The following is a 14,339-nucleotide window of genomic DNA, read 5'->3' as shown; positions in this document are numbered from 1 at the left end:
AGAGGACCACGCCATGCAACAGACAACAAAAACAAGCGACCGTGCGACCGTGCCGGGCGGCGAGGTCGATTTTCCGCCCGAACAGCTCCTGGCTTCCGCGACCGACACACGCGGCGTCATACGCTACGCGAACTCGGAATTCTGCAGGGTTGCGGGAATGTCGAAAGAGGAACTGGTCGGCGCCCCACACAAGGTGGTCCGCCACCCCGAGATGCCGCGCGGCCTGTTCCACCTGATGTGGCAACGGCTTCAATCCAGGCTTCCGGTCTGCGCTTATGTCAAGAATGCGTCCGCCGACGGCCGCTACTACTGGGTCTTCGCATCCATCACACCGACCCGGGACGGTTACCTGTCGGTAAGGATCAAACCCGGGTCCGATTTCTTCGAGTTCACGCGCGACATCTACACAGACGCGCTTGCCGAAGAAGCACGCGGCCTTCCGCCGGACAAAAGCGCCGAATATCTGGTGAAGCGCCTGTCGGAAAAGAACTTCCCCGATTTTGAATCATACGCATTCGCAGCTCTGAATGCCGAGTTCTCCCTGCGCGAGGATATCGACGAGACCGCCGATGCGGACCTTCGGAAAATCTCGAAACTGACCGATATGATGACTGAGGCCGAGGCGCTCGTGCACAAGATAATCTCGATTTTTCAGCAAGTTCGGGGCGAGCCCATCAACTTGCGGATTCTCTCCAGCCGGCTGGAGGGGGCAGGTGTGGCGATCGGCACGATTTCTAAGAACTACGAGACGATGTCGGACGACATGTACCAAATGGTCGACAGGCTGCGCTGTGACGACACCGGACTGCTGGTGCGAATGCGGGCCGCCCTCGCCCATGCCCACAGCGCGTCGCAGATGTCGGCGCTGATGGATCTGACCGCGAAGCAGTCAGCGTTGAAGCACAATTCCTCCAGTCGCGGGCACGGTGGTCGGGAGATACTTCATGCGCAGGCCGAGTCCCTTTCCGAGATCAGCCGCGCCGCTGTCTCCGATGTCGCCACCCTGGGCAAGATCATCCCGGACGTTTGTCGCCAATTGCGACGTCGAATAAACGGGCTCGATCTGGTCAAGCTTCTCTGTCGGGTCGAAAGCGGCAGAATGAGCGACATAGACAGTGGACTGCTCGGCATCATCCACCGCCTGGAACACGCGCATCACCAGACCGACCGTCATCTGGCCGCCCTGTCCGCGACCGCAATTCAGATTGATTCAACGTCAACGGCCCTCTGAACCGCGCGGGTTCAGAGGATATTAAATCTTATCGACGAACATACGGACCAATCCGACCACTTTCCAGAATCCGGAGGGATAATGAAACATTCAGTCACCAACATCGCAATCGCCTGCATGCTCGCTTCTGGCGCTGCCGCGTCCGGCGATTATGACGCGGCGCTCAAGGATCTCGCGAACAATACCATCGCAGAATGGGTAACAGACCCCCTCGTGCTCGAGGTACTTCGCATTCAGAATGTCGCGCACGAGAACCTTACAGAAGGCGAGATCATTGCGCTCGATGCCACTTGGCGAGAACAGGTCATCTCTGGCGGCACCCTCGTCGACAGCATCCTGTCGAACGGCCTTTCCTCCCACCTTCGGGAGATACAGGCGCAAGGCGCCGGACGTTACACCGAAATCTTCATAACCGATGCCCGTGGACTGAATGTTGGCCAGAGTGACGTGACCTCCGATTACTGGCAGGGCGACGAAGACAAGTGGCAAGTGCCCCACGCCACGTCCGGTATTCACATCAGTCCCGCCGAATTCGACGAGTCATCGCAGGCATACCAGAGCCAGATCAGCCTTCCGATCATGGATGACGGGGCGTTCGTCGGGGTGATCACCGTCGGCGTCGACCTCGAGATGCTCGCTTCTGCCAACTGAATCACCCTTCTCACGGGAGCCCGAGATGACCATGACCGCCCCTATCGCCGGCACCAATCCCGGCCGGATCAAGACCGCTTTCGCGGCGCTCAGCATCCGCGCGAAACTTGCCATCGCTGTTGCCTTGGGCTTTCTCGCAACCTTCACCGTCAGCTTCGTCCTGCTCGATCTAAATCTCAAGTCCATGAGCATGGAGCAACAAGCTGAGGACGAGGTCTTCATCGCCGACATGCTGGCCAACCAGATGCGAGCCCCGATCCAGTTCAAGGACGGGGACCGGATTGCCGAAGTGTATGCATCCGCAACAGAACGTGATGCCTCGTTGATCGCAGTCGAGGTCGTTCATGTATCCGGTGAGCAGTTGGCCGAATACGCGGCCAGAAGTACAAAATCGCCTCAGGTCCAAGCAGTGATTGCAAGGGCCCTGGCCGACAAGGAACTTGCACATGCCGGCGAAGGCGATACGCATGCCGTTGCAGTTCCGGTCATGGCCAAAGATGGTGTGACGCTTCTTGGCGCGGTCGGCTTCGTGTGGGACAATGGCACGTTCATTGCCGCGCAGAAGATGCAGATCCTGCAGGTCCTGGGAACCAGCGCTGTGGTCGCGTTGGGCGGCCTCGTGGCAATCTTTTTCGCCATCTCTCATCTGGTGACCGGGCCAATCAAGTCGCTGAGCAGCGCAATGCGCGCGGTCGCGAGCCACGATTACACCGCGGATATCCCCGGGATCAACCGTGGGGACGAAATCGGTGTCATGGCACAAGGGCTTCAGCAATTCCGTGACACGCTGGCCCGCGACGAAGCAGAAACCCGGGCCAGGCACGAGTCGACGGCTCTGAGACAGAAGCTTTTGCATCACCTTGGAGAGCGCATGTCCCACCTTGCATCGGGTCGGACGGATTGCTCGATCAATCTCGGCGACTTCGAGGGGCTCGACTCCGATCACATCGAAATCGGCAAGAATTTCAACGAAGTCGTGGCCAGCCTTCGCAAGATGCTCACGACGATCGTGTCCACCGCCGAAAGCGTACGCACCAGCTCGCAGGAAATCTCCGAGGTCGCCGAGGACCAGTCGAAACGGTCCGAGGCGCAGGCCGCGACGCTGGAAGAGTCCGCTGCGGCCATCGAGGAATTGAACAACAGCGTGCAGACAACTGCCACACTCGCTGTCGATGCCAACGAACGTATCGCGGACAACAAGAAACGTGCGGCCACTGGCGGCGACGTCGTGGGCAAGACAGTCAAGGCTATGCGCGACATCGAGGAGTCGTCTCAACAGATCACCGCGATCATTGGTGTCATTGACGACATCGCGTTCCAGACGAACCTGTTGGCGCTCAATGCAGGCGTCGAGGCCGCCCGGGCGGGCGATTCCGGCCGCGGATTCGCCGTTGTGGCCTCCGAAGTCCGCGCTCTTGCACAGCGCGCCTCGGATTCGGCCAATGAAATCAAGGAATTGATAATGCGTTCCAGCGAACACGTTACCGAGGGAAGCGATCTTGCGAACCAGGCCGGCGCTGCGCTGAGCGACATAATCGATGGCGTCAACCATGTGTCCGACCTGGTTTCTCAGATTGCCACCGGATCCAGCGAACAGGCGGCAAACCTGGCGGAAATCAAGGAAAGCGTGACGGAACTCGACAAGGTGACGCAACAGAACGCTGCGGTGATCGAGGAGTCCTCCGCAGCCAGCCGCAGCTTGAGCAATGAAGCGCAGCGCATGACGGACATCCTGCGCCAATTCAGTCTCGACGAGTTGAGCGAAGGCACAGCCCCGTCCGCGCTCCAAACCTCCGCATCCGCGCAAAAGACAGGCTGGGAAGACGAAATCGCAAGGACGGAACCGCAGAACATGTCGGTAGCCAAGGTTACCGCGCCAGCCGTCTCCTCCGCCGCTGTGAACGGACAGGAAGACTGGCATGAATTCTGATCGCGCGTGTGCTTCGGCACCGTGCGAGGAGGTCTCATGACACATCTTGGCAACCGCGCAGGATCGCGGTCGAACATGACCGACGCATCTGGTCCCGGTTCGATCGAAGGCGCCGTCTTCGTTCCTCTGTTTCAGGGCGAGACCCGAATTTCAGACCGCCCGGAAGAAGTCATGACCACCATTCTGGGCTCCTGCATCGCGACCTGCATGTGGGATCCCGTCGCCGGTGTCGGAGGCATGAACCATTTTCTGCTTCCGGGCGACACCGGAGATCGCGGGACCAACATGCGTTACGGCGTCAATGCCATGGAACTTCTGGTCAACGGCCTGCTCAAGAAAGGCGCGGACCGCACGCGCCTGAATGTCAAGATCTTCGGCGGCGCAAAGATGTTCGAAGGCGGCGCCGAAATCGGTGCGAAGAATGCCAGCTTTGCGGAATGGTACCTGTCGAACGAAGGGTTCAAGATCACAGGAAGCTGCCTTGGTGGATCCCGCGGGCGCAAGATCAGGTTCTGGTCGGCGTCCGGTCGGGTCCAACGATGCTTCATGTCGAACATCAGCGATCCGATCATCGCATCGCCCGTCCGAAACAAGCCCAAAAACACACCATCGCAGGGCGATATCCAGCTGTTCTAGGCCCTTGCCGACCTGACATGACCCGATCGGCAACCGCCCTCCCCTTCTCTGATCCCAGACTCTCGGAACATCTCGCCTTCACGCCGGTTTCAGCAGTGCTGAATTACGGGTCGTTCAAGACACCGTTGTGGAGGCTTGGCGGCAACTCACGGCATTTGGAAAGCCCGAGGTTCACGTTCAGAAAGACGCCGGCCGCAGGGATCCGCAAAGGCGTCTTCGGTCAGGTGCCACGTCGACCCGTTCGGGCCGCGCCGTCAATTGTGATCACGCGGAACGCGCACGTCCCAGTCAAGGTCGCGCACGCAGGTGTCGTCGAGAAATGCCTGCAACCGCGCCTCGATCCGGTACTCGCTCTTGTCAGCGGTCAGTTTTGTCCACGTCACCGTGCGAACCATCCATTCGTCGCGCCGCATCTCGTGGGTCCAGGTCACCTCTCCCTCCGCGGACGTCGGATCATCGGGAAGGATGGTGTAGCGTTCCGCGGCTTTCGCCGCGTGGAAAAACCCCTGCCGCCGGATCGTCGCCGCCCCCTCATCGTCGACCACCTCGATCAACAGCCGTCCGGTGTCCGCATCCTCCGATATCGACCATGACGCGGACGAGGCTCTTTCCACCTCGAGTTCCAGCGGCTCGGCGGCCCTTGCCGGACCGAACGACTCCACCGGCACCGGCGCCGCGTTGCAAAGTGGCAGGTCAAGCCGGCATTCACCCGTAAGAACCGTCAGCGTCACGGGTTCGGGCGCCGGCCACGCGATCGGGAAATAGCTCGTGGACAGCCCCAGACGGATGCGATGTCCTGCTCGGAATGTCTGGGCGACATGCTTCATCGGCACGGTGACGGTATAGGTCTGTCCGGGCTCGAGCGTTTCGGGATGCTCGTGACTGTCGCGATGCGTCAGGTTCAAGAGCCCATAACTGACGCGCGTTGCCGCCCCGTCCGGGGCCACATCCATCAGCCGCGCGGCAACCTGCGCCACGGGCCGGTCCACCTGGAATGTCATCGAAAACGTCGGGTCGCCGACCATGTGCCGGTCGTCTTCCAGCGGCGCGGTCTCAAACGTCAGGCTTCCCGCATCTTCGCGCCTTTGGTCCCCCGGTTGGTCGCCCGGATGACCGTAGGAGCACCACTTGCCTCCGTGCCGCCCGACCCATAGCGGTGAACACAGCTTCAGCGGCTCACCCGGCCCGGCCCGGCCCAGCCCGCCATCCGACGAAAGAGCGAAGGACGTCCGCGTGATCTGCGCCGAGGGCCATGATGCAAGGTCGATCCAGTGCCCCGACCGTTCCTCGTAATGGGTTTGCGGCTTGGCGTGATCCTGCAGAAAGACGCGCAGCTTCGGCTCGTCGGCGATCCCTGTGTCCTGTCCCTTCAGCCACTGGTCCCACCATCGCGTCTCTTCCGTCAGCCAATCTATGGCCGGCCCCGGTTCGCCCAGATGCGGATAGCGATGCGACCATGGGCCAACCAGCCCCTTGACCGGCGCTTCCAGGTTCTCGACGAGCCGGAAGACCGCCCGGCAGTACCCATCGGCCCAGCCGCTGACGGCGTAGACAGGCACCTCGATATCCGAAAAGTTCTCGCAGACCGACCCGTGTTTCCAGAACGCATCCCGCCTTTGGTGCTGCATCCAGTTCTTCAGCCACAGGCCCGATCCGTCCAGTCGCTCTTCCCACATCGTCCGCCAGCGGTCGCCCACATGCGCCGGGTCGGGCGGCAGGGTGTTGATACCGAACATCACCGACGCCCAGGACAGGTGATCCCCAAGCAGCGTGCCGCCCATGTAGTGGATATCGTCGGCATAGCGATCGTCGGTCGAACAGATCGTGACCACCGCCTTCAATGCCGGCGGGCGCAGCGCCGCCAGTTGCAGGCCGTTGAATCCGCCCCAGGAAATACCGACGATCCCGACCCCGCCATCGCACCAGTCCTGTCCGGCGATCCAGGCGATCACGTCACATCCGTCCTGCAGCTCGATGTCGGTATATTCATCCGTCATCAACCCTTCGGATTCGCCGGTTCCTCGCAGGTCGACGCGCACATAGGCATAGCCCTGCGCCGCCATCCAGGGCGCCCGCGCGTGGTCGCGCTCCAACGTCTTGTCATTCTTTCGATAAGGGATGAATTCCAGGATTGCCGGCACAGGCAGGTCCTCTGAACCTTCCGGCATCCAGATGCGGGCGGCCAGCCGCGTGCCGTCGGGCATCGGAATCTCCAGATGCTCGATCTCTTGGATGGTCTGCGGCAGCGGATGATCGATCTTCATGTCAGCGTCCGGAAAGCGGCTTCAGGGAGGTATGCAGCGTGGGGCTACTGCCTCTACTGCCCGATGTCCAGCCGCCACCGGGCAAGGGAAGATCCCAAGCCAGCGCGGAACCCGATCTGTCGACGATCAACCGGATATTCAAAGAAACCGGGCTGGCGAAACCGCTTGAAACGGCGCACGCTCTGCCGCCCTACTCCACGATATCCGTGAACTCGTAGTTCAGCCTTTTCATGACCTGCTCGTAGTTCCAAAGCAGCTTCGACTGTTTCTGCGCCCCCATCCAGACCGACGCCACCGCATAGCTGTAGGCGTCCTGCTCCGGCAGTTCCGACAGTTTCGACCCCTTGCTGACATAGGAGGTGATCCGCGTGCCCTCGACCTGCTCGGCGGCGACCTCCACCTCGGCCCGCGATGGCGCGCGGGCCACCGTCGCATCGTTGAAGAACACCCGATAAAAGAACTCCGCCGCGACGGTTTCCGGCCCCTCGCCCTTGGGCATGTCCGGCTTGCGGCCCAGGCCAAGGTCCACCGTCACCTGCTGGTGACTGACCCCGTCGACCATCTCGAAAAGGTCGCAATGCGATTGCGCGATGCGGGTGTTGATCTCCAGCAGCCAGATCTGGTTCTGCACCTCGTCCCAGTAATACTCGATGTTGAACCCGGCATTGTCGTAGCCAATGTGCTTCATCACCGTCTTGGTGATCTCCGCCATCTGCTCCTGGATCCGCGGCGGCAGGGTGGACGGGTAAAGATAGTAGAAAAAGCTCAGAACCTGCGGATACCTGATCGAATCGACCACGCCATAAGGCACGACCTCGCCGTCATGCACATAGCCCTCGACGGTGCATTGGCGCCCGCCGATCACCCGCTCGGCCATGCAGTAATGGCCCTCTACGGCTTTCACGTCATCGGGCAGGTCGGCCTGGTTCAGGACATAGTTGAACGGCTCGGAAATCTCGTTGATCTCGGCGCGGAAGGCCTCGGTCGCATAGGCGAAGTCCTCGGGGCTGTCGATACGGAACCCCAGGCGCGAACCCGACGACTTGATCGGCTTCACGAAGAACGGAAACCGCAGGCCGGCCTCGCCGATCTTGGACAAGGCCTCGTCGTCGAACGGGTCGAAAGCAGTGAAGTTCGGCACGTGGTCGGGGATGACCTCGGCCATCACCTTGCGCGACCAGTACTTGTGCTCGCATTTCAGCAGCGATTCCAGCGACGCGTTCCGTACACCGTATTTCTTGCACAAAAGCGGCAGCATGGTGGACACGGGAAAGTCGATATAGCCCACGATCGCGTCAATCGAGCCGTCGAAGGCGTCCAGCGTCTCCTCGGCCCGGCGCAGCATGTCAGGGATGTCGAAAATCTGGGTATCGGATACTTCCGCAGACGTGAGCAGCGGGTGAAAATTCACGTCCTCGACGCCGCGAAGGCGCTTCAATCGTTCCGCATTAAGATCGTTCAGTCCAACAACGAAAACGTTTTTTGTCATATCGCTCCCCCGGATATCAACGCCGTTGCGACGGCGTTGTTCCCTGTCAATTGCGCGAACGTGGCTTACGTCTGACCCAGGTCCGACTGCGCTCCGTAGCTCCGGCCTTTCAGGCGCTCGGTCGCGCCTTCGATGTCGTCGACCAGCAGCAACAGGAAATCACCCGGTTTCGCCTCGCCGATGGCGCGATCTATCGCGGCCTGCTCGTCCATGATGATCTCGACCGTTCCGGCGGATCCGGCGTCACTGGCACCCTTCTCGATCAGCCCGGCTGTCTCGCCTTCGCTGCGTCCGCGCGCATCCGTTTCATAAACATAGACCGCATCGCACATCTTCGCCAGTTGCGCGCCCAGCGCCGCAAGATCCTCGTCCCGGCGGTTGCCCGGGGCGGTAGCGACGGCGATCTTGCGCTGTTGTCCCAGGCCATTGACCAGCGGCTCCAGCGCCTCGAGGGCCGGCACGTTGTGGCCATAGTCGATCAGGCACTTGACGCCGTCGGCCTCGAAATAGTTGGTCCGCCCCGGCATCTGCGCCGGTGTCGGGTGGAAGCTCAGAAGCCCCGCGCGAATGTCGTCGATCTCCAGCCCGTGCGCCAGCGCGGCGGCCGTGGCTGCCATGGCGTTCTGCACGTTGAAGGGCGCGTGCCCCTCGAACGAGATCGGCACATCGTTGACCGCCGCCACCTCGACCTCGACCGTACCGCGCAACAGCACGATCCGGCCCTGGCGCACTGTGATCACCATCTTGTGGTCGTCCAGGTGCTGCTTGAGGTCCGGGTTGTCGGGATCCATCGTGAAATAGATGATCTCACCCCGCGCCCAGTAGGTGCCCTGGTCCATCACCAGCGGATCGTCGGCATTGAGCACGCAGAACCCGCCGATCTTCTTCACCGCGTCGACCACCACGGTCTTGCAGCGCGCCAGTTCTTCCAGCGTGTGGATATCCCGTTCGCCCAGGTGGTCCGAGGCGATGTTCAGCAACACGCCCACATCGCATTCGTCGAACCCCAGGCCCCGGCGCATGATCCCGCCGCGCGCCACTTCCAGCACGGCGTGTTCCACCGTGGGCTCGCGCAGCACCGCATGGGCGGCGGCGGGGCCGGAATAGTCGCCCCGCAGGATGACATGGTTGTCGATCTCGATCGTGCCGGTACAGCCCATCCCCACCGAATTGCCCGCCTGCCGCAGGATATGCGTGATCAGGCGCGTCGTGGTGGTCTTGCCATTGGTGCCGGTGATCGCGGTGATCGGAATGCGCCCGTCATCGGTGAGATCGGGGAACAGCATGTTGACGACCGCCTCGCCCACCGCACGCGGTTTGCCATGGGTCGGCGCCATATGCATCCGAAAGCCCGGCCCGGCATTGACCTCGACCACGCCCGCCGATTGCTGATCCAGCGGCTTGGACAGCGTTTCGGCCAGAAGGTCGATCCCGATGATATCAAGGCCCACCAGCCGGCCGATCCGCTCCATCGCGAACTTGATCTCGGGATGCACCTCGTCGGTCAGGTCCGTCGCCGTCCCGCCGGTCGAGATGTTGGCAGTGGATTTCAGATAGACGATCTCGCCCTTCTCCGGCACCGACTCGAGCGTCAGTTCGGCCTGCTCCAGCAGGCGCAGGGTCTGTTCGTCCACGTGAATCTGCGTCAGCAGGTTCTCGTGGCCCACACCCCGCCGCGGGTCCTTGTTTTCCTCGTCGATCAGCTGCTGGATCGTCGACTTTCCATCGCCCTCGACATGCGCGGGGCGGCGGCGTGCGGCGGCCACCAGCTTGCCGTCGACCACCAGGATACGGTGATCCTCGCCCTTGATATAGCTTTCCACGATGACGGCGCCGTAATCATCGCGGCACCGCGCCAGCGCGGCCTCGTAGCCCGACTTCAGCTCTTCCTCGTTGGTGATATCGGTGGTCACGCCACGCCCGTGATTGCCCGACAAGGGCTTGGTCACGACCGGCCAGCCGATCCACTCGGCGGCGTCTTTCACCTCGTCCCAGCTGTAGCCGATATAGCCCTTGGGCACGGCCACGCCGGCGTCGTCCAGCACCTGCTTGGTCCACTCCTTGTCGTCGGCAATCGAGTGGCCGATGATGCCCGACGCATCCGTCACCGTGGCCTGGAACCTGCGCTGCTTCACGCCGTGGCCCAGTTGGGTATAGCTGGTGCCCTCCGTCAGGTTGTACCACGGGATGTTCCGCGCCTTGGCCGCGTTCACGATCGAGCCTGTCGACGGGCCCAGCGCGTTGGCGTCCCGCACCTCCTTCAGGCGGTCGATGACCGGCTCCAGCTCCACGTCCTTGCCGTCATACAGCGCCTGGACGATCTCCACCGCCTCCTCGCCGCAGGCGATGCCAGAGGCCTCGTCGCGATAGCGATAGACGACGTGATAGACCCCCTTGTCATAGCTGTCGACGGTCTTGCCGTAGCCCACCGAGAAGCCGATCATGTTCTGCAATTCGATCGCCACATGCTCGACCATGTGACCGGCCCAGGTGCCGTCCTTGACCCGGGACAGGAATCCGCCGGCCTCTCCGACAGAACAGCGATGCTCGTAAATCGTGGGGATCAGGGATTGAAGCTTGTCGGCAATGCCGTCGACCTTGTCACTCGGCCGGTCTTCCAGTTCCTCGATGTCCAGCCGCATGTAGATCGATTGGTAGCGGCTGTAATAGTTCGGTCCGCGCAGCGCACGGTGTTCAAGTATACGCATCCTTCAGCTCCAGGCTCTCGGCCCCAAGCTGTCTGGCACTCAGGGCCTGCCGGTCCGCCAGGTTGTATCCGTCACCCTCGACCAGCGCATGCATCACGACGTTGTGGACGCTCACCGCCTCACCGTCTGACAAGTCGAATACATTGCAACTGGATATCCTCGAACTGTCAACGAGGATTACGTGACCCGGCCCAAAGGCCTTTATAATACCGCCCTCGAACAGAACGGCGGCATCTTCGCCCAGGCCTATCCCGAGGTATTCGGGGTTCGTCGCCCCCACTTCCATCAGCCGCGAGAACCGTCCCCGCTCCAGGAAATGGGTGTCTATGATGACCCCTTCGATCAGGCCGAAACCCGCGCTCATCTTGACCGCGCCCTTGCGCAGACTGTCGATCGCGCTGCCGCCATAGACCATGGTCGTGGACTGGCACGCGGCACCCGCGCTGGTACCGGCGATGACCGCCCCCTCGTGGTAGATGCCACGGATCGCCTCCAGCGACTTGGAGGCGCCGAAAATGCTGGTCAGGCGCATCTGGTCGCCGCCCGAGATGAACAGCACGTCGCTCTTGCGGATCATCTCGACCATCTTGGGGTCGTCGGCATCGCGCCGTTCGCGGATGCGCACGTCCAGCACCTCGGACGCGCCCAGCGCGTCGAAGGCTTCCTCGTAGGCCGGAAAGACCTCGTCGGGGATGCTGCTGGCCGTGGTGATCACGCCGACCACCGGACTCTCCTTGTTAGAGAGTTTCAACACGCGCCCCAAAATCGCCGCCTTGGCGGATTTGTCTTCGGCGCCGCCAATCGCGACCAGTTTGCCTCGGGGCCTCGGTTTCACGGACATATCCATCGAACGACTCCATCCATCGCTGGACTATTATCTATATGTTGTGGATGTTACCATCCCGTTCACAAGAATGTCACGTAACCCACAGTCCGCAACTGCAAAAGCGATCGCAACGTCACGATTCCCGCGCTATGTGGGATTCTTGGCAACCAAACCGCGCCAAAACGGTGCAAAACATGGCAGGAACCAGACATGAGCGACGGATTCGCACTGGCAATTCACGGTGGTGCCGGGGTCCTGCCCCGGGCCGAGATGAGCGAAGAGCGTGAAGCGGCCTGTCACGCCGCCCTGGCGCGGGTGCTGACGGCCGGCGAGTCCGTTCTCGCAGCCGACGGCACGGCGCTTGACGCCGTCACCGCCGCGGTTCGCGCGCTCGAGGACGAACCGCTTTTCAATGCGGGCCGCGGTGCGGTATTCACCCGCGCCGGCACGCACGAGATGGACGCCGCCATCATGGACGGGCGCGACCGTCGCGCCGGGGCCGTGGCGGGCATCTGCGGCCCGCGAAACCCGGTCGACGCCGCCCGCGCCGTCATGGAGCGCACGTCGCATGTCCTCATGGCCGGCGACGGGGCGCTGACCGTCGCCCGCGAGGCCGGCCTGCCCTTCGAGGAGACAAGCTATTTCTTCACCCCGGAACGCTGGGACACGCTTCAGGAAACCCTGCGGATGGAAGCGGACGGCACGCTCGACGACGACCCGTCGCGCCGCCACGGCACGGTGGGCGCCGTGGCCCGCGACCGCGCGGGCCACATTGCCGCCGCCACCTCGACCGGCGGAATGACGGCCAAAAGCGCCGGTCGCATCGGTGACAGCCCCCTGATCGGTGCCGGCACCTTCGCCGCCAACGACAGCTGCGCCGTTTCGGCCACCGGGGACGGCGAGGCTTTCATCCGCCTTTCCGTAGCGCACGAGATCGACGCGCGTATCCGGCTGGCTGGCCAAAACGTGACGGACGCCGCGGAGCAAGTGGTGATGAAGGACCTCGTCGCCATCGGGGGCTCGGGCGGCCTGATCGCCATCGGCGCGGATGGCAGCATCACCCTGCCGTTCAACTGCGAAGGCATGTATCGCGGTCAAAGCATCGAAGGCCAGGCCTCACAGACCTTCATCTACTAGGGCTGTCGCGGTCCGCGCCCTGCGGCCGTCACGTCCGGGTCAGGTGCCCTTGCGGCTCTCGATTTCCTCGCTCAGCCGGTCCAGCTCGCGCTCATCTTCCGGCAGACCCTCGCGCGACAGCAGCACGGCCACCTTCCTCAGGCCCGGCACATGGCTGCAAATGACCAGCATCATCACCATGATCGGCACCGACAGGAACATGCCGGGAATGCCCCAGACCGCGCCCCAGAAGGCCAGGCTGATGATGATCCCGAAGGACGACAACCGCAGCGCCCGGCCCATCAGCCACGGGTCGATGACATTGCCGTTCACGAACTGGATGATGCCGGTGATCACGAACAGTCCCGCGGTCACGGAGGCCTCTCCGGTTTCCACGTACCCCACCAGCGCCACCATCCCGGTTGCGATGATCGAGCCGATATTGGGAATGTAGTTCAGGATGAAGGTCAGGATGCCCAGCGACAGGGCCAGTTCGATATCGAAGGCCAGCGCCACCAGGTACACCATCGCGCCCGTGATCACGCTGACCAGCGTCTTGATCAGAAGATAGTAGTTCACCCGGTGGATGATCGACGTGAAGATCTTGTTGGCCCGTTCCGCCTGCGCCGGATCGCCGAAGAAGTTGGACATCTTGGTGCCGAACCAGATGCGCTCGGCAAACAGGAAGCCGAAGAACAGGATCACCAGCACCGTCCCCTGCATCAGGTTTCCCGCCTGCCCTGCCGCGGTCCGGACATAGCCGGACACCTCGACACTGTTGAGCGAATTCAGCACCGCGCGCTCCACATCCTCGCCCATCCAGGCAAAGAGCGACGCAACAGCCGAGGGCGCGCGTTCGGCATAGGACAACGTCGTGCCCAGAACGGTATTCAGCTGCGCCAGCAGGATCGACGACAGGATCAGCAACGCGGTCGAGATCATCATCAGCGCGGCCAGCGACGCCAGCCAGTTGGGAATGCGGAACCGCCCGATGCTCTGCCGCGCGATCAGGCGGATCACGTCCGACGTCAGCGTGAACAGAATCACGGCCACGGCAAGCGAGATCAGGATGAACCTGGCTTGCACCAGCAGGAAAAGAACGACGGCGAAGGCGATGATCACCAGCGCAACCGTCCGGACCTGCGAATATTTCGGCGTGTCCACCAACTGGCGCGTCAACGGCTCGAATTCCTTAAGGTTATCCGCTTTCATATTCCCTCTTCCCCCGATGGGCAACGTCCCTGCGACACGCGACCATGCCTGCAACCGCCGTGCTGCAAGCCGCCCGAACACCGTTTCACGCGCCCCTGCGCCGACCTCCTCGTCCGCGGCGGCCCCCTCCGGCAAGAAAGCCCTCGGGCCTGCCGCAACGTCAACGGCAGTTCGGAAATTTTCCGCCGATACCCAATGCCATGGCGTAAATGTGCTCTATAAATGAACTTCGCGGGTGGGAATATGCCCAAACCCGTTCTAGTCTCTTGCCTGATG

General features: G+C 62.2%; 11 protein-coding genes. 6 read left to right on the top strand and 5 right to left on the bottom strand.

Annotated elements, in window-relative coordinates; all coding sequences use genetic code 11:
- The first annotated feature begins 13 nt into the window (after nucleotides 1-13).
- The 4 genes from KUV49_RS20585 (at nucleotide 14) to KUV49_RS21680 (ending at nucleotide 4,448) form a co-directional block, all read left to right on the top strand.
- Nucleotides 14-1,231, top strand: coding sequence for a PAS domain-containing protein (locus tag KUV49_RS20585; protein WP_222452761.1), 1,218 nt, complete (start codon nucleotides 14-16; stop codon nucleotides 1,229-1,231).
- A gap of 81 nt (nucleotides 1,232-1,312) precedes the next feature.
- Complete coding sequence (locus KUV49_RS20580; RefSeq protein ID WP_222452760.1) at nucleotides 1,313-1,882, top strand: PDC sensor domain-containing protein; 570 nt, start codon at nucleotides 1,313-1,315, stop codon at nucleotides 1,880-1,882.
- A gap of 25 nt (nucleotides 1,883-1,907) precedes the next feature.
- Nucleotides 1,908-3,812 carry a methyl-accepting chemotaxis protein gene (locus KUV49_RS20575; RefSeq protein ID WP_222452759.1) on the top strand — a complete coding sequence of 635 codons (1,905 nt, stop codon included), beginning with the start codon at nucleotides 1,908-1,910 and terminating at the stop codon, nucleotides 3,810-3,812.
- A gap of 6 nt (nucleotides 3,813-3,818) precedes the next feature.
- Entirely contained in the window at nucleotides 3,819-4,448 is a 630-nt protein-coding gene (locus KUV49_RS21680; protein ID WP_222452758.1) for a chemotaxis protein CheD, read from the top strand.
- Between the two features lie 254 nt (nucleotides 4,449-4,702).
- On the opposite strand, the gene KUV49_RS20565 is transcribed toward KUV49_RS21680, so the two are convergent.
- From KUV49_RS20565 to KUV49_RS20550, 4 genes are all read right to left on the bottom strand, one after another.
- Nucleotides 4,703-6,712, bottom strand: a complete 2,010-nt coding sequence (locus KUV49_RS20565) for a CocE/NonD family hydrolase (RefSeq protein WP_222452757.1) — start codon at nucleotides 6,710-6,712, stop codon at nucleotides 4,703-4,705.
- A gap of 190 nt (nucleotides 6,713-6,902) precedes the next feature.
- Entirely contained in the window at nucleotides 6,903-8,150 is a 1,248-nt protein-coding gene (locus tag KUV49_RS20560) for an acetyl-CoA carboxylase biotin carboxylase subunit family protein (RefSeq protein ID WP_261391636.1), read from the bottom strand.
- A gap of 116 nt (nucleotides 8,151-8,266) precedes the next feature.
- Complete coding sequence (gene cphA, locus KUV49_RS20555) at nucleotides 8,267-10,909, bottom strand: cyanophycin synthetase (RefSeq protein WP_261391635.1); 2,643 nt, start codon at nucleotides 10,907-10,909, stop codon at nucleotides 8,267-8,269.
- On the bottom strand, nucleotides 10,896-11,711 hold the full coding sequence (locus tag KUV49_RS20550) for a cyanophycinase (protein WP_315899589.1): 816 nt from the start codon (nucleotides 11,709-11,711) through the stop codon (nucleotides 10,896-10,898). Before KUV49_RS20550 ends, cphA begins: the two co-directional genes overlap by 14 nt.
- Here KUV49_RS20550 and KUV49_RS21605 point away from each other — a divergent pair.
- Nucleotides 11,602-11,949: a hypothetical protein gene (locus tag KUV49_RS21605; protein WP_261393387.1), complete on the top strand. Its 348-nt coding sequence runs from the start codon at nucleotides 11,602-11,604 to the stop codon at nucleotides 11,947-11,949. The genes KUV49_RS20550 and KUV49_RS21605 overlap by 110 nt on opposite strands.
- Nucleotides 11,946-12,872 carry an isoaspartyl peptidase/L-asparaginase family protein gene (locus tag KUV49_RS20545; protein ID WP_222452754.1) on the top strand — a complete coding sequence of 309 codons (927 nt, stop codon included), beginning with the start codon at nucleotides 11,946-11,948 and terminating at the stop codon, nucleotides 12,870-12,872. The genes KUV49_RS21605 and KUV49_RS20545 overlap by 4 nt, the downstream gene beginning before the upstream one ends.
- A 39-nt stretch (nucleotides 12,873-12,911) precedes the next feature.
- Here KUV49_RS20545 and KUV49_RS20540 read toward each other — a convergent pair whose 3' ends face one another.
- On the bottom strand, nucleotides 12,912-14,063 hold the full coding sequence (locus tag KUV49_RS20540; protein ID WP_222452753.1) for an AI-2E family transporter: 1,152 nt from the start codon (nucleotides 14,061-14,063) through the stop codon (nucleotides 12,912-12,914).
- Between the last annotated feature and the right edge of the window lie 276 nt (nucleotides 14,064-14,339).

This window comes from Roseovarius atlanticus, assembly GCF_019802205.1.
Lineage (GTDB): Bacteria > Pseudomonadota > Alphaproteobacteria > Rhodobacterales > Rhodobacteraceae > Roseovarius > Roseovarius atlanticus_A.
This window is presented reverse-complemented; position numbering and strand designations above follow the sequence as displayed.